The organism is Saccharomonospora marina XMU15 (genome assembly GCF_000244955.1).
In the GTDB taxonomy this organism is placed as follows: domain Bacteria; phylum Actinomycetota; class Actinomycetes; order Mycobacteriales; family Pseudonocardiaceae; genus Saccharomonospora_A; species Saccharomonospora_A marina.
Genome location: NZ_CM001439.1, coordinates 3,080,385 through 3,096,250 on the forward strand (window position 1 = coordinate 3,080,385; position 15,866 = coordinate 3,096,250).

Below are 15,866 nucleotides of genomic sequence, written 5' to 3' on the forward strand. Positions count from 1 at the left end.
CCGCCGAGCCGACGGCCAGCGCGCCGAGCAGCGCGGCGAGCCAGAACCGGCGCGCCAGCGGGCGGGCGAGGCCCAACATCCTCCACAACGGACCGCTCTTCACGATGTCACCGCCCGCTGCCGTTGCAGTGCCCGCCCGTCTCTCAACTCGACGACGCGGTCGGCCACGCCGAGCAGGTCGGCGTCATGGGTCGCGGCGAGGACGGTGCGGTGGCCGGGCAACTCACGCAGCGTCGCGGCCACCGCGGCGGCGGAGGCCGGGTCCAGATGCGCGGTCGGCTCGTCCAGCAGCGTCAGCGAGGCGTCCCGGCCCAGCGCGCGGACCAGTGCCAGCCGCGACACCTCCCCCGACGACAGGCCCGCCCCGTCCTCGCCCACCGCGCGCTCCAGCAACTCGCCGACCCCGAGGCGGTCGGCGAGTTCGGCCTGCGGTCCGCCGCCACACAGCACCGCGTCGCGCACCGCGCCGGGCCGCAGCCGGGGCCGCTGCGGAAGCCAGGTCAGCAACCGTCGCCATTCGCGCGGGTCGAACTCGCGCAGGTCGACCCCGTCCACCGTGATGCGGCCCGCCACCGGGTCGGCGAACCGCAGCAGCAGCGCCAGCAGCGTCGTCTTGCCCGCGCCGCTGGCACCCACCAGCGCGACCCGCTCCCCCGGCCACAGTTCGAAGTTCACCCCGTCCAGCACCGTGCCCCTTTCCGGGTAGGCGGCGACCACGTCCTCGAACCGCACCACACCGAAACGTGGCGGCGTGGCCCGCTGCGGCACGGCGACGGCGGGACGTCGCCGCAGCAGGTCGAGCAGCCGCGACGCGGCGGTCACCCCGTCGGCGCTGGCGTGGAAGTCCGCCGCCACGGCGCGCAGCGGGCTGTAGAGTTCCGGCGCCAGCAGCAACACCACCAGTGCCGGTTGCAGGGTCAGCCCGCCCGCCACCAGCCGGATGCCGATCTCCGCCGCGATCAGCGCCGTTCCCACGGTCGCGGCCAGTTCCAGCACGAACGCCGACAGGAAGCCGACCCGCAGCACCCCCATGGTCTCGCGCCGGTAGGCCTGCGTGGTGTCGGCGATGCCGCGTGCCTGCGCCACCCCACGCCGGTGCACCCGAAGTGTGGTCAACCCGGACACCACATCGAGGAAGTGGGCGCTCATTCGCGACAGCGCCTGCCAGCGGGCGCGGGTTCTGGCCTGCGTCAGCTTCCCGATGAGCACGCCGAAGACCGGGATCAGCGGCAGGGTCACCAGCATCACCAGCGCCGAAGGCAGGTCGTGGACGGCGACCCAGACCACGATCGTGGGCGGTGCGAGCACGGCGAGCCACAGCCTCGGCAGGAACCGCGCGAAGTACGGCTCGAGCGCGCTGGTGCCCTCGGTGGTGGCGGTCGCCACCTCCGCGGTCGCCACGTCGGCGGGTCTGGTCCGCACCACGTGTGCCAGTACCCGCGCGCGTAACTCACGCGCGACGCGCTGCGCTGCCAGGTTGCCGCCACTGTCCAGCGCCCACGTGAGCGCCCCGCGCACCAGCGCGAGACCACCGAAGGCGAGCAACGCGGGCAGCAGTGTCGCCACGCCGCTGCCGTCGAGGAACGCCGCGACCACGACATGGGCGAACAGCACCGCCTGCGCGATCGTGACCGCCACCGACAAGGCGGCGAGCAGCCCGGCCGAGACCATGAACCGCCGCGCGCTCGGCGCGTGCCGCAGCAGCCGAGGATCGACCACCCGCATCGGCGGCTACCGCCCGGTCCCCGGTTGCCCGCCGGGTTCGCCGCCGTCGGTGTCGGTGGCGCCGGTTCCTCGGTCGCTGCCGCCACCTCCGAGCGGGCCACGACGCAGCAGGTCCGCCGCGCTGGGCGGGTCGGCGAAGTCGTCCCTGCTGAACCGGGCGCGGAACACCCGAAGCGCCCACCCTTGGTAGGCCAGCACGATCGGCACGAAGATGATCGCCACGATCGTCATCGCGACGAGGGTGTAGGTGCTGGAGGCGGTGGAGAAGACTGTCGGGCTCGGCACGCCGGGGCTGCTGGAGACGAGCACCCTGGGGTACAGCCACACCAGCAGCGAGGCCACCAGCAGCAGGATGGCCGCCGAGGTCGCCGCGAACGCGATGCCCGCACGCCGCAGCCACACCAGCGGGCCCGCGGCGACACCGGCGAGGAAGGTGGCGCCGATCAACGCCAGCGAGAGGATGCCCTGCGGGTCGGGCGAGGCGGCTCGCACCCCCGTCCAGGCGAGGAAGCCGGTCAGCAGCGCGGCGGCGGCAGGCCAGCACCACAACGCCGCGCGGCGTGACCGGACCTCCAGGTCGTCGCGCGTGCGCAGGGTGAGAAACAGCGCGCCGTGCAGCAGGAACACCGCCACGAACGTCAGCCCGGCGAGCACGGCATAGCCGCTGAACAGCCCGCCCGGACCCACGGTGATGAGCCCGTCGGCGTCCATCGGCAGCCCGTTGAGCATCCCGGCGAACAACACACCGAACAGGAACGACACCAGCAGGCACGAGATCGGCATCGCCACGTCCCACCTGCGCCGCCAGGTGGCGCCGGTGTGCTTGTTGCGGTACTCGATCGCCACACCACGCACGATGAGCGCGACGAGGATGCCGAACAGCGGCAGGTAGAAACCCGAGAACAGGCCCGCGTACCAGCCGGGGAACGCGGCGAACATGGCGCCGGCCGCGACGATGAGCCACACCTCGTAGCTGTCCCACACCGGCAGGATCGTGGCCAGCAGCGCGTGCCGTTCGGGATCGTCCCTGCCGAGGAAGGGGTACAGCATCCCGATACCGAAGTCGAAGCCCTCCAGCACGAAGAAGCCGATCCACAGCACGGCGATCAGCGCGAACCACAGCGTTTCCAGGTTGAGCAGTCCAGGCTCGGGGACCATTCGCGGTAACTCTCTTCGTCAGTACAGCATCGGCGGCAGCGGCGCCTTCGTGGACGCGCCTTCGAACTTCTCCTCCGGGCCTTTCTTCACCGCTCTGGTGATCAACCAGACCTCCACGGCACCGAGGATCGTGTAGGCCAGCGTGAAGCCGACGAGGGTGAACACCACGGACGAGACGCCGACGTAGGGCGAGACCGCTTCCCTGGTGAACAGCAGGCCCTGCACGATCCACGGCTGGCGGCCCATCTCGGTGAACAGCCAGCCCGCGGTCGCGGCGACGAACGGAGTGGCCAGGAACAGGTAGGCCCAGGTGTGGAAGCGGCGCGCTCGTTCCAGTGGCTTACCCTTCCGAGCCAGCCACAGGCCGACGGCGCTGAAGATCAGAACGGCGAACCCGATCGTGATCATGATTCGCCAAGTCCAGTAGATGGTGCCGACGATCGGCAGGTAGTCACCGGGCCCGTACCGCTGCCGGTACTCCTGCTGCACCTCGTTGATGCCCTTGATGCGCCCGTCGATGCTGTTGGTGGACAGCACCGACAGCGCGTACGGCAGTTCGATGTTGACGTCGACACGTTCGGGGCGCTTCTCCCACGGTCCCACCGCGAACAGCGAGAGCGGGGCCGGTGAAGCGGATTCGTACAGCGCCTCCGCGGCGGCGATCTTCATCGGCTGGACGTCGGTGAGGATCTGGGCCTGGAAGTGGCCCGCGCCGATCGCGACCACGGACGAAACGAACGTCACCAGCAGCGCGTTCCTTGCGATCGTGCGGAACAGCCGCACCTCCTTGCGACGCCGCAGCCAGTAGACGGCGACGGCGAGCACCAGCAGCCCTGCCGTGATGAGCGAGATCGCGAAGGTGTGCAGGAAGTGCCACACCTGCAACGGTTGGAAGAACACCCGTGCCAGCGACACCATCTCGGCCCTGTCCTCGGTGACCCGGATGCCCACCGGGTTCTGCATCCACGAGTTGGCGGCGAGGATGAAGTAGGCCGATGCGGTGGTGCCGATCGCCACGAGCCAGATCGTGGCCAGGTGCAGCTTCGGCTTCAGCCGGTCCCACCCGAAGATCCACAGTCCGATGAAGGTGGACTCGAGGAAGAAGGCCACCAGCGCCTCGATGGCCAGCGGCGCGCCGAAGACGTCACCGACGTAGCGGGAGTACAGCGCCCAGTTCATCCCGAACTGGAACTCCTGCACGATGCCGGTGACCACGCCGAGCGCGAAGTTGATCAGAAACAGCTTGCCGAAGAACCGGGTGGCCCGCAGGTAGCGTTCGTTGCCGGTGCGCTGCCAGGCGGTCTGCATACCCGCGACGAACCACGCCATCCCGATGGTCACGGGTACGAACAGGAAGTGGTACACGATGGTGACCCCGAACTGCCAGCGGGCGAGGTCGAGCGCATCCGAGGTCACAGCCGGGGCACCCCCACACGGTCGACGAGGCTGGCGGTTCTGCAAGCAGCATCGGTGCCTTCGGTCCGTTCCGCAGCACGCGGCGCGGCCGGCACGGGAGTCTCCGGCGAATTACACCCGGCCGTGGGACAGCCGTTGGCCCGGTCGCAGGTGTACCGCTCGGTGTGGGGCAACCCGTCCCCGCATGCGTCTACGGTGGACCGGTGGACTCCAGTTCGGACTTCTACGGTGCGCTGCACGAGGTGATCGCGCAGGCACATCTCGCCAGCGGAAGTGACCTGCCGTGGATACTCGCCAACGCGGCGGCGAAGGCCGGTATGGAAGCGGAGCTGTACCTGGCTGACGTCCCGCAGCGCGACCTGCATCCGGTGCGCGCCGACCTCGCTGAGTCGGTGTCGATCGAGAGCACGCTGGCGGGCAGGGCGTTCCAGCTGGTCGAGTTGCTGACCGCCACCGACGAACGCACCCGGCGGCCGATGCTGTGGGTTCCGGTGCTGGACGGGGCAAGCAGGCTGGGTGTGCTGCAACTGCTGCTGCCGGGCGGGAGCGATCCCACGGACCGGCGGCTACGCGAACACTGTTGGGACCTGGCAGGGCTGCTCGGCGCGGTGCTGGTCACCAAGCTTCCGTTCAGCGACTACCTGCACCGCATCCGCAGGCCCAGGCCGTTGACGGTGTCGGCGGAGTTGCTGTGGCAGTTGCTGCCGCCGCGCACGTTCGCGTGCAGGGACATGACCATCAGCGCCACCGTGGAGTACTACGACGAGGCAGGCGGCGACGGCTTCGACTACGCAGCCGACAACGAGGTGGGCGACGTGGCGGTGTTCGACGCCACCGGACACGACCTGCTCGCCGGGACGGTGTGCTCGCTGGCAATGGCGGCCACCCGCAACGCGCGCAGGCAGGACGCCTCGCTGCCCGCCATCGCCGCCCGCGCCGACGAGGTGCTGCGCGGCAACGCGCCGCAACGCCGGTTCGCCACCGCGGTGCTGGCACGGCTGCGGCTGGACACCGGCGTGCTGTCCTACCTCAACGCGGGCCATCCGCCGCCGGTGCTGCTGCGCGCGGGCAAGGCGCGCAAGACGCTGGACGGGGGAAGGCGGCTGCCGCTGGGCCTGCGGCACCTGGACGACGCCCAGGTCGAGCCCGCCACCGAGCGGCTGGAACCGGGCGATCGGATACTGCTCTACACCGACGGGGTGATCGAGGCTCGCGACGACACGGGTGAGGAGTTCGGACTCGACCGGCTGACCGACCTGGTGGAGCGGCACAGCGCCGCCGGGCTGCCCGCGCCGGAGACACTGCGGCGGCTCAGCCACGCCGTGCTCGCCCACCAGCAGGGGCAACTGCGCGACGACGCCACGCTGATGCTGCTGGAGTGGCCGACCCCGGACAGTCCCGCCCTCCTGCCGCCGCTCACCTGACCCCGCGAGTCCCCCGCTCCCGCCCGCGAGTCCTGCGGTCCCACCCGCGAGTCCTGCGCTGCCGACCGCGAGTTCGCCGCTGCCGCGGGCTCACAGGTCGTTGCCCGCGTACGACAGGTTGAAGCTCTTGTTGGCCAGCGGAAAGTCGGGCACGATCGTGTCCGCGAGCGCCACCGGGAGCGCGGGCCAGTTGAAGAAACTCGGGTCGACGATCTTCACCCTGGACAGCGTCGCGTCGTGGGCGAACTCGACCCGGTGCACGATGGTGCCGCGCCAGCCCTCGACGATGCCCACCCCCGACCCCGCGGCGGCGGGTAGCGGCCTCGCCGGGTCCGGTGGCGCGCCCCGGTAGCCGGCCACCTCGGCGAGCAGGGCGTGGATCAGCTCGACGGACGCCGCGGCCTCCTCGGCCCGCACCAGGAAGCGCGCCAGCACGTCACCGTCGGTCCGGCTGTGCGCCGACCTCGGAAGTGGTGGCTGGAACTGCGGGTGGTCGTAGCGCGCGTCGAGAATCAACCCGCTTGCCCTTGCGACGTACCCGAGCGTGCCGAGGTCCTGCGCCTGCTGCCGGGCGAGTGCGGCGGTACCGGTGAACCGGTCGCGCACGACGCTGTGACCCAGCGCCAGCTCGACCAGTTCGGCGATGTCCGCACCGACGGCCGCGAGCCGGTCCGCTTCGGGCAGCACCGCGACGTCGACACCGCCGGGGTAGACGGCGCCGCGCAGCAGCCGGTGCCCGGTCGTCAGATCGCCGAGCCGCAGCAGTTCCTCCCTGATCCGCAGCGCGTGGGTGTTGAGGATGCCGTGCCCGACGTCGTTGCACAGCGCTCCGAGGTCGGCGACGTGGTTGTACAGCCGTTCCAGTTCGAGCAGGATCGCCCGTACCCGCAGCGCCGCGGGCTCCACGTCGAGCCCGAGCGCGTCCTCGACCGCCTGGCAGTAGGCGAGCGTGTGCCCGACGGAGGTGTCCCCGCTCACCCGTTCGGCGAGTTCCACACCGTCGGCTGCGTGGCGGCCCTCGAACAGCTTCTCCACACCGCGGTGGGTGAACCACAACCGCGCCTTGAGGTTCAGTATGGTCTCGCCCACCACGGAGAAGCGGAAGTGGCCCGGCCCGATCATGCCCGCGTGCACCGGCCCCACCGGGATCTCGTACACGCCCTGCCCCTCCACGGTGCGGAAGGGGTAGGGCCCGTCGGCTGTGCCGAACCGCGGTGCCTGGCCCGCGTCGGCCCGCATCGGGTACCAGCCCTTGGGCCAGTGGAAGTGCCGCACGAGCCTGCGGGGCAGCGGGTGATTCCGTGGCACGATGCCGTACAGGTCACGCAGTTCCCGTTCGAACCGGCCCGCGGGAAACGACATCGTGGCCAGGCTGGGTACCACGGGATCGGCTCGCCGAAGCGGCACGTGCAGTTCGACGCGCCGGTCCGGGCCGGTGGCGGTGAACAGGTACACCGCCCGCAGCACGTCCCCCTCGTCGTGACCTGACGCCAGCGCCACCCGGAAACCCTCGCGCAGCAACGCGTTCGCGGTGTCGACGAGGTCGTCGGCGGCCACGGTCAGCGCGCTGCGACGGTGCCCTACGGCCTGCCCGGCCACGATCGGGTCCACTGTGGTCACGATGCCCCCACGAGGATGTCGGCGGCCGATTCCAGCAAGGTGTCCAGCGGCCCCACGGTGATCCCTAGCACCGCGCAGGCCGCCAGCCCCACCACCAGCACGACCACCGTGGTGTCGGCGCGCACGGGTGCCACGGCCGCGCCCGGAACGTCGGCGGGGGCGCCCAGCAGCATCCGGCTGCTGTGCCACACCAGCGTGCCCGCTGTCACCAGCACCAGCAGCAACGCGGCGGCGGTGACCCAGCCCATGCCTGCAGTGGCCAACCCCGCGCGTGCGATGCCCAGTTCGCTGGCGAACAGGCTGAACGGCGGCAGTCCCGTCAACGCGAGCACGCCCAGACCCGCTCCGCCCGCCAGCATCGGCGCGCGGGCGGCCAGAGCGCGAACGGAGCCGATCCTGCTGCTGCCGGTGAGCTGCAGCACCCGACCCGCGCCGAGGAACAGCGCGGCCTTGGCCAGCCCGTGTCCGAGCACGTGCAGCAGCGCTGCCGCCACCGCCAGCGGGGCACCGATCGCGGCGCCCAGCGCCACCAACCCCAGGTGCTCGATGCTGGAGTAGGCCAGCATCCGCTTGTAGTCGCGCTGCGCCAGCAGCAGCGTCGCGGCCACGGCCAGCGAGGCGAGCGCCATCACCGTGAGCAGTGCCCTGGCGAAGCCGACTCCCAGTGCCGCGTCGGCGACGACCTTCACCCGCAGCACCGCGTAGAACGCCACCGCGAGCAGCGCACCGGACATCAGCGCCGACACCGGTGCGGGCGCCTGCGAGTGGGCGTCCGGCAGCCACGCGTGCAGCGGCGCCAATCCGGCCTTGGCGCCGAAACCGAGGATCAGCAACACCACGGCGATGCGGGTGACGTCGGGATCGAGCAGGTGAGCGCTGTCGGCCAGCGCCACCAGGTCCAGCCCGGCGCTGCCGCCGCCCGCGCTGCTCGCGTAGTTGAGCAGCAGCGCGCCCAGCAGCGCCAGTGCGATGCCCGTCGAGCACAGCACCACGTACTTCCATGCCGCCTCCACGGCCGCCCTGCTGCGCCGCTGCCCGACGAGGAAGGCCGTGATGATCGTGGTGGCCTCGATCGCGATCCACAGCATTCCCAGGTTGGCGGCGAGCACGGCCGCGTTCATCGCGGCGACGAACGCCTGCACGAGCGCGCCGTGCCGCGCGGCCGTGCGCGGGCTCGCCCTCCGCTGCGCGATCTCGACGCGGAAGTGGCCGGGTGTCGCCGAGGTCGCCAGCACCGCGACCGCCGCGATGACCAGCAGCATGAACACCGAAACGGCGTCGAACCACAGCAGCCCGCCGAGAGCGGCACGCGGCCCCGAGGTCACCACCGCGTAGGCCAGTGCCACGGCCACGGCCAACAGCGCCACCGAGCTCGCGGCACCGATCCAGCGCGCGGCGGGTCGGCTGCCGAACCCGGCGTGAGCGAGCGCGGCCACGGCGGGCACGGCCAGTGGCAGCACGGAAAGCACAGCTGGCGTCATCAGTCCCGCAACTCTCTGAGCTCGTCGAGGTCGGTGTCACCGAAGGTCTCCCGCATCCTGGTGGTGAGCACCCGCAGCACCAACACCGCGAGCAGCACGTCGAGCGAGATGCCCAGTTCCACCATGAGACCGACGCTTTCGGTGGTGAGGAAGCCCACCGCGGTGATGCCGTTGTCCAGCAGCAGGAAACCGACGAGCTGCGAAAGCGCCCTGCGGCGGGTGACGAGCACGAAGAAACCCAGCAGCACCACGGTGAGTCCGACGGGGATGGCGCGGGTCGCCGCCGAGGGTGCCAGCTCCACCAGCGGGCGCGACACCGCGTATGCGAGCAGCGCCAGCGCCGCGGCGGCCAGCAGTGACGACGCGACGTCGACCAGCGGGCGGGTCTCCCGTGCGGGCAGGCCGTCCGCCGACTCGACGAGCGCGCGCCGCAGCAGCCATGGCAGCAGCCCCGCCCGCAGCAGTGCGAGCCCGGCCGCGGCGATCCACAACTCGAAGCCGCCCTCCCCGGCGGCGAGCACGGCGACCAGTAGCGCGAGCGCGAGTCCCTGCGCCGCCAGCACCCGGACGGTCATGGCGAGCTCGCGGCGCCACAGGATCAGCATGGCGGTCAGCAGCAGCGCACCGGCGGCAAGGTTCAGCGCCTGCGAGTACAGCGTGTCGGTCATGTCCACTCCACTCAGCCCAGCAGGAACGACGCGCCGACGGCGAGCAGTGCGAACAGGAACGACCCGGCGAGCAGTTCCGGCACCCGGAACAGCCGCAGCTTGGCGAGGAACACCTCCGCGGCGGCCAGCAGCGCACCGAGCAGCCCGACCTTGACCGCCAGCGCCACCACGCCGATCAGCAACGCGAGTGGTGTTCCGTCGGTGGCCACACCCCACGGCAGGAACAGATTGGCCAGCAGCGCCAGCAGCACCGTCAGCCGCATGGCCGAGGCCAGTTCCACCAGTGCCAGGTCGGGGCCGGTGTACTCCAGCACCATCGCCTCGTGCACCATCGTCAGTTCCAGGTGGGTGGCCGGGTTGTCCACGGGCAACCTGCCCGCCTCCGCGACGACCACGATCGCGAGTGCGGCCGCGGCGAGCACGGTCACCGGGGAGAACGCGCGGGCGGGATCGTCCACAGCGGACGACACGATGGCGCCGAGGTTGGTCGAGCCCGCCCGCACCGACAGCGCGAAGATCGCCACCAGCAGCGTGGGTTCGGCCAGCGCGAGGATCATGATCGCCCTGCTCGCGCCCATCCCGCCGAACGCGGTGCCGGTGTCGAGTCCGGCCAGTGCCAGCGCCACCGTGCCAAGCGCGAGCAACGCCACCACGGCGAACAGGTCGGAAAGCGCACCGGATGCCGGTGTCGCGGTCACCAGCGGTGCCACCACGGCGACCACCAGCGTGGTCGCCACCAGCACCACCGGGGCGGACCGGAACACCTCGCTCGTGCCACGTGGAGCGAGCCGCTCCTTGCGGCTCAGCTTGCGCAGGTCGCGCCATGGCTGCAGCACACCCGCACCCGCGCGGCCCTCCAGCCGCGCGCGGAGCTGCCGCATCACGCCGACCAGCAGCGGCGAGCCCGCCACCACGAGTACCGCCTGCGTCGTGGCGCCGAGGATGCCGAGCGCGCTCACCGGGTCACCGCCAGCAGCAGCAGTACGCCGCACAGCGTGTAGAACCCGTAGCCCAGGTAGCGATGCACGCTGCCGGTGGCCAGCCGCCGCCCGGCCCTGCCCCACGCTTCGAGGAACGCCAGCACCGGCCGGTAGAGGTAGCTTTCGATGCGGTCGGGCAGCGCCCGCCGGTAGCGCACGGCTCTCACCAGGTAGCGGTCGCGGTCGTGGTGGTGGGTGTCGATTTCGGTCCGCGGCCGGGCGATGTTGTCGAAGACCCGCTGCACCGGCTCGGTGAACGAGGTCGCTGTGTACTCCATGCGCGCCGACAGCGGGCCCGCCCCGCAGTCCCACAGCCGGGTGGCACGCCTGCCAGGGCGGGCGGCGAGTCTGCGCGCCAGCAGCACCACCAGCAGCGTCGCGGCCAGCAGCGCGGCCGCCAGCAGCAGCGGGGACAACGAACCGGCGACACCGGTAAGCCGCAACGTCACCGCGCCCGACACCGGGTCCGCGCCGCCGAGCAGGTCCGCGCTCACCGTGCCGAGCGCGGGCAACAGGGCGGTGGGGGCCAGCGCGAGCACCACGGTCGGCACTGCGGCGATGCCGGTCCCGAGCAGCATGGTCGCAGGGCTCTCGTGCGCGCGTTCGGCTCCTTCGCCGCGCGGTTTGGCCAGGAACCCCACCCCGAATGCCTTCACGAAGGTGACCACGGCCAGCCCGGCGGTCAGTGCGACGGCCGCCACCGCGATCGGCATCGCGACGGCGGTGACGGTTCCCGCTGCGGGCAGCCCGTGCACCAGGGCCTGCAGCAGCAGCCACTCCGACACGAATGCCGTTCCCGGCGGCAGCGCGGAGGCGGCCAGCGCGCCCAGCCCGAACAGCGCGGTGGTCGCGGGCATCGGCCCGCGCAGGCCGCCGAGCGCGTCGAGGTCGCGGGTTCCGGTGGCGTGCAGTACCGAACCGGCCGCGAGGAACAGCACCGTCTTGAAGGCGGCGTGTCCCGCCACGTGCAGCAGCGCCGCCGCAAGCGCCACCCCGGCGAGCACGTGGTGGCCCGAGGAGTTGAACAACCCCGCCGCGCCGACGGCGACCAGTACGAGGCCGAGGTTCTCGGTCGTGGAGTAGCCGAGCAGGCGCTTGAGGTCGTTGCACAGCGCGGCGTGCAGGATCCCGTACACCGCCGAGGCGGCCCCGAGCCCGAGTACCGCCAGCCACCACAGCGTCGAGCCGCCACCGAGCAGGTCGAAGCCGACCCGCACGATCCCGTACACGCCCAGGTTCACCATCGCGGCCGACAGCAACGCCGAGACATGGCTCGGCGCCTCCGGATGTGCCCTCGGCAGCCACGCGTGCAGCGGCACGATCCCCGCCTTGGAGGCGAACCCGGCCAGGGTCAACCCGAACACCGCGGCCGCCACCCCCGCGGGGAGTTCCGCCGCGGCGGCGCGCAGTCGCTGGAAGGAGTCGTCGCCCGCGTGCGCGGCGAACAGCAACAGTCCGATGAGGATGGTCAGGAAGCCGAGCTGCGTCATGCCCGCGTACCAGCGGCCCGCCGAGGCGACCTCCGGGCGGCTGGTGTGTTCGGCCACCACGAGCACCAGCGACGCCAGCGCCATCAGTTCCCAGCACAGCAGGAACGTGGCCACGCCGGAGGCGCTCGGCAGCAGCAGCAGCGACACCACGAACAACGGCAGCGCGACCTGCACGCCCCTGCGCCGCAGGCCGTGGCCGCCGTAGGAGACGCCGTACACCCCGGCCGCGACGGCGACGCCACCGGTCACCGTCGTGAAAAGGCCACCGAGCGCGTCCAGTGTCAGCGACACCCCCGACAGCGGCAGCAGCATCGGCAGGTTCAGCGAGAACGACTGGCCCGCCAGCGCGGCCGCGCCCGCGAGCATCCCGGCCAGTCCGGTGAGCGCGGTGCCGATCCCACCGACGGTGGGGCGTACGGAACCGGGAACGAGCAGCGCGGCCAGCGCCGTCGCCGACCCCAGTGATACGGCCGCACCGAGGCCGGTCGCCGCCAGGTTCATCGGCCGGTCAGCTTTCGCAACCCCTCGACGATCGCCTCCGGCCTCGGGGGACAGCCGGGGATCTCCAGGTCCACCGGCACCACCCGAGACACCGGTCCCGCCACGCCGTAGGCACGGGCGAAGGCGCCGCAGTCGCGGGCGCAGTCGCCGACGGCCACCACGGTTTTCGGTTCCGGCACCGCCTCGTAGGTGCGGCGCAGCGGTTCCGCCATGTTTCGGGTCACCGGCCCGGTCACCAGCAGGGCGTCGGCGTGCCGTGGCGAGGCGACCAGGCGGGCGCCGTAGCGTTCCGCGTCGTACACCGGGCCGAAGGCCGAAGAGATCTCGATCTCACAGCCGTTGCAGGAACCGGCGTCGACGTGCCGCAGTTGCACCGAGCCTGCCAGTTCGGCGGCGTGCTGTGACATCGCGGGCGCCGTGGCGGTCGTGGCGGTCGTGGCCGGTGCTTCGGGTGCGGGTTCGGCGATGCGGCCGACCCGCCGGATCGCGCGCCACAGCCGTAACACCTCAGCGCTCCCCTGGCACGGGGGTACGCAGGTCGTCGAGCAACTCGACCTGTTCGGAAAGCACCCCGGTCAGGATCTTGCGCGCCACCGCGAGCAACTCGGCCACGTGCGGGCTGGTTAGCGCGTAGAACACGGTGGAGCCCTCCTTACGAGTGGTCACCAGACCGGCGCGCCGCAGCACCGCCAACTGCTGGGACAGGTTCGCGGGTTCGATCCCGACCTCCGGCAGCATCTCCGCCACCGCGTGCTCGCGCTCGCTCAGCAACTCGAGCACCCGAATCCGCGCAGGGTGGCCCAGCGTCTTGAAGAACTCGGCCTTCAGCTGGTAGAGGGGCCTGCTCACGCGTCTCCTCCCGCATCCGCCAGACCTGCGACGTCTGTTTGTTTAACAGTTGCAGACATTAGCAACTGATAAACCGGGTCCCGCAGTGGCCCCCTCGGGCGGGAGCGCGGGACTCGCGGGCAGGAGCGGGGGACTCGCGGGCGGGAACGGGGGACTCGCGGTCAGGTGGGTAGCCGGGACTCCCGCCGGGTCAGGTCGAACCGGGTGGGTCCCGCCACCTCGGTCACCTCACCACCGCGAAGCCGCACTCCGAGCGGACCGTCGGCGGCGACCTCGACGCAGTCGTGGCCGATCTCCAGCCGCACCTTGCGGCCGAGGCAGCGAAACCGCAGTTGCAGCTGCGGCCACTGGCTCGGCAGCACCGGGTCGAGGTCGAGCACCCCGTCGCGCACCCACGCGCCCGCGAACCCGAACAGGAACGCCTGCCACACACTGCCCATCGTGGCCATGTGCAACCCGTTGGCCGTGGTGCCGGTCTGATCGTCGAGATCCATGCGCAGCGCGATCCGCAGCAGGTCCAGCGCCTCGTCGGGCCTACCGTCACGGGCGAGCAGACCGGCGCAGATACCCGGCGACAGCGAAGACCCGTGCGAGGTACGTGGCACGTAGAAGTCCAGGTTCGGCCGAAGCGAACCCGGCACGGCCTCGTCGGGCAGCAGGTGGTGCAGCATCAACACGTCGGGCTGCTTGATGACCTGCGAGCCCGCGACCCGCTCGCTCCCGAGCACGGCGTCGGCGGCCAGCGGCGGCGGACCGATCCGCGAGACCACCAGTGGCTCAAGGTCGAAGTATCCCGCGAACTGCTCGTAGCGGCCGGTCGCCGCATCGAAGCCGACCACGACCCGCTCGGCGAGGTCGAGGAGCTCGCCGCGCTCGGGCTCGTCGACGAACTCCGCCGCGGCGCGCATGTTCCAGCGCGCCATCGCGTTGGTGAAAGCGTTGTCCGACACCGGCCAGTGGTACTCGTCAGGGCCCATCACCGAGTCGATGTGCGCCCTTCCCTCACTGTCGACACGCAGCCGCGACGCCCAGTACCTGGCCGTCTCCACCACCAGCGCGGCGCGCCTTCCCCGCCGGAACCGCTCCTCACCACTCCAGCGCGCACAGTGCAGCACCGCCCACGCCACGTCGGCGGTGATGTGCTCCTCGAGTTGCCCGGTCCTGATCGGCACGTGGCTGCCCGCCAGGTCGCCGGAGGTCGGGGTGACGTCGTCGCCGGCCACGGCCGATTCCCACGGGAACCGGGCTCCGGCCCTGCCGCAGGAACGGGCCGCCTCACGGGCGGCCCGCAGCCGGTGCACCCGGTAGTCGATCATGTCGAGGGCAAGCTCCGTGTTCATGCTGGCGATCGCGGGAAGCACGAAGACGTCGGCGTCCCACAGCACGTGGCCCGCATATCCGTAGCCCGACAGCCCTCGCGGGCCGACGGCGGCCTCACCCTGGCCACCGACGTTGCACCACAACTGGAACAGCGCGAAACGGGCGGCCAGCGTGACGTCCGGATGACCCGGCACCCGCACGTCGACGGTGTCCCAACGGTCGGCCCAGATCTCGCGGTGTTCGGCCAGCAGCCGGTCGAAACCGAGGGCCCCCGCGACCTCCGCCGCCGCCCTGGTCTCCTCGATCCCGCCGGTGCCGTAGGCGGCCAGCCGGTCCACGGTGTGCCTGCCGCCGTCCCGCCAGTACCGTTGCACGGCAGCGGCAGTGATCGACTGCTCGGCACCGACGCGCACCCACACCGAACCTCCGTCGTGCCCGAAGCGCACCGGCTCGCCGTCCTGGCTCACCCGCAACGGCTCGCCCGGATCCAGCCTGCCCTCCTCGGCCTGCGCCCGAAGCGCCATCACACCCGGCCTGCGTGCCGACACGAACCGCAGCGTGCGCAGCGGCGAGGGCACGCCCCGCTCCTGCCTCCACAGCACCCCGCTGCGCAGATCGAGGACCCGCTCGTCGGCGGCGACCGGTGGGGTGACATCCAGCCGGGTGGAGTCGGGGCCTGCCATCGGCCGCTGGTCGGGCCCTGAACCGGTGTACACACCGGACACCAGCACCACCGGGTCGGCAGGCGGCTCGTCCTCGCTGGAGCCGCGCACGGCGTACCCGCCCGCGCCGAGGGTGAAAAGGGTGTCGTCGACCCTGCGGCTTTCGGGGCTGTCGCTGTCGCGCCGGATCAGCCACTCGCCGTGGCCGTCGGAGCGGGTCGAGTCGTCACCGGGTGCCATGTTCGCTGCGAAGGAGTCGGGTCCACCGGCCTGCGAGTTCGACCTGGCGGACGAACTCGTTGTGGGCGTGGTCGATTGCGGTTCTGGGGCTGTCCCCGGTGTGCACCGCGCGAACCTGCCTTCCGGCCAGCACGGCCGTCAGTTCTATCCGCATTCCACGTCCCTGTCTGGCGAGTTCCACCTGCACCGCGTCGACCGGGTAGTCGCTGCCGAGGCCGCGCAGCCGGTCGAGGGTGTAGCCAACGACGGCTGGGTCCACTCTGCCGTGGGTGCTCACGTGCACGGCCGGCTGTTCGTGCCGGCTGGTTGGCGTCATGCAACCCACTGTTCCC

13 protein-coding genes are annotated in these 15,866 nt (G+C 71.6%); 1 reads left to right on the forward strand and 12 read right to left on the reverse strand.

All coding sequences use genetic code 11. The annotated features are described in order from the left end of the window. Window positions 1–99: 99 nt before the first annotated feature. Genes cydD through SACMADRAFT_RS14605 form a run of 3 tightly spaced genes read right to left on the reverse strand, consistent with a single transcriptional unit; the run spans window position 100 to window position 4,299 of the window. Entirely contained in the window at window positions 100–1,725 is a 1,626-nt protein-coding gene (gene cydD / locus SACMADRAFT_RS14595) for a thiol reductant ABC exporter subunit CydD (RefSeq protein ID WP_009154600.1), read from the reverse strand. 6 nt (window positions 1,726–1,731) lie between these two features. After that, complete coding sequence (cydB, locus tag SACMADRAFT_RS14600; protein ID WP_009154601.1) at window positions 1,732–2,883, reverse strand: cytochrome d ubiquinol oxidase subunit II; 1,152 nt, start codon at window positions 2,881–2,883, stop codon at window positions 1,732–1,734. Between the two features lie 18 nt (window positions 2,884–2,901). Further along, entirely contained in the window at window positions 2,902–4,299 is a 1,398-nt protein-coding gene (locus tag SACMADRAFT_RS14605) for a cytochrome ubiquinol oxidase subunit I (RefSeq protein ID WP_009154602.1), read from the reverse strand. 203 nt (window positions 4,300–4,502) lie between these two features. On the opposite strand from SACMADRAFT_RS14605, the gene SACMADRAFT_RS14610 reads away from it, so the two are divergent. Next, window positions 4,503–5,723, forward strand: coding sequence for a PP2C family protein-serine/threonine phosphatase (locus SACMADRAFT_RS14610; protein WP_009154603.1), 1,221 nt, complete (start codon window positions 4,503–4,505; stop codon window positions 5,721–5,723). A 90-nt stretch (window positions 5,724–5,813) separates the two neighbouring features. On the opposite strand, the gene SACMADRAFT_RS14615 is transcribed toward SACMADRAFT_RS14610, so the two are convergent. The 9 genes from SACMADRAFT_RS14615 to SACMADRAFT_RS14655 all read right to left on the reverse strand — a co-directional run bounded on the left by SACMADRAFT_RS14615 (window position 5,814) and on the right by SACMADRAFT_RS14655 (window position 15,850). Continuing rightward, the gene (locus tag SACMADRAFT_RS14615; protein WP_009154604.1) at window positions 5,814–7,343 is read right to left on the reverse strand and encodes a hydrogenase large subunit; all 1,530 of its coding nucleotides are present in this window, start codon (window positions 7,341–7,343) and stop codon (window positions 5,814–5,816) included. Further along, window positions 7,340–8,824, reverse strand: coding sequence for a proton-conducting transporter transmembrane domain-containing protein (locus SACMADRAFT_RS14620; RefSeq protein ID WP_009154605.1), 1,485 nt, complete (start codon window positions 8,822–8,824; stop codon window positions 7,340–7,342). The genes SACMADRAFT_RS14615 and SACMADRAFT_RS14620 overlap by 4 nt, the downstream gene beginning before the upstream one ends. Then, window positions 8,824–9,492 carry a hypothetical protein gene (locus SACMADRAFT_RS14625; protein ID WP_009154606.1) on the reverse strand — a complete coding sequence of 223 codons (669 nt, stop codon included), beginning with the start codon at window positions 9,490–9,492 and terminating at the stop codon, window positions 8,824–8,826. Before SACMADRAFT_RS14625 ends, SACMADRAFT_RS14620 begins: the two co-directional genes overlap by 1 nt. An 11-nt stretch (window positions 9,493–9,503) precedes the next feature. Next, window positions 9,504–10,451 carry a respiratory chain complex I subunit 1 family protein gene (locus SACMADRAFT_RS14630; RefSeq protein ID WP_009154607.1) on the reverse strand — a complete coding sequence of 316 codons (948 nt, stop codon included), beginning with the start codon at window positions 10,449–10,451 and terminating at the stop codon, window positions 9,504–9,506. Beyond that, window positions 10,448–12,463, reverse strand: a complete 2,016-nt coding sequence (locus SACMADRAFT_RS14635) for a proton-conducting transporter transmembrane domain-containing protein (protein ID WP_009154608.1) — start codon at window positions 12,461–12,463, stop codon at window positions 10,448–10,450. Before SACMADRAFT_RS14635 ends, SACMADRAFT_RS14630 begins: the two co-directional genes overlap by 4 nt. Next, window positions 12,460–12,969, reverse strand: coding sequence for an NADH-quinone oxidoreductase subunit B family protein (locus tag SACMADRAFT_RS14640; protein WP_009154609.1), 510 nt, complete (start codon window positions 12,967–12,969; stop codon window positions 12,460–12,462). Before SACMADRAFT_RS14640 ends, SACMADRAFT_RS14635 begins: the two co-directional genes overlap by 4 nt. 1 nt (window position 12,970) lies before the next feature. Beyond that, complete coding sequence (locus SACMADRAFT_RS14645; RefSeq protein ID WP_009154610.1) at window positions 12,971–13,312, reverse strand: ArsR/SmtB family transcription factor; 342 nt, start codon at window positions 13,310–13,312, stop codon at window positions 12,971–12,973. Window positions 13,313–13,473: 161 nt separating this feature from the next. Beyond that, window positions 13,474–15,534 carry a glycosyl hydrolase family 65 protein gene (locus SACMADRAFT_RS28575; RefSeq protein ID WP_009154611.1) on the reverse strand — a complete coding sequence of 687 codons (2,061 nt, stop codon included), beginning with the start codon at window positions 15,532–15,534 and terminating at the stop codon, window positions 13,474–13,476. Beyond that, the gene (locus SACMADRAFT_RS14655; RefSeq protein WP_009154612.1) at window positions 15,521–15,850 is read right to left on the reverse strand and encodes a hypothetical protein; all 330 of its coding nucleotides are present in this window, start codon (window positions 15,848–15,850) and stop codon (window positions 15,521–15,523) included. The genes SACMADRAFT_RS28575 and SACMADRAFT_RS14655 overlap by 14 nt, the downstream gene beginning before the upstream one ends. Window positions 15,851–15,866: the final 16 nt, after the last annotated feature.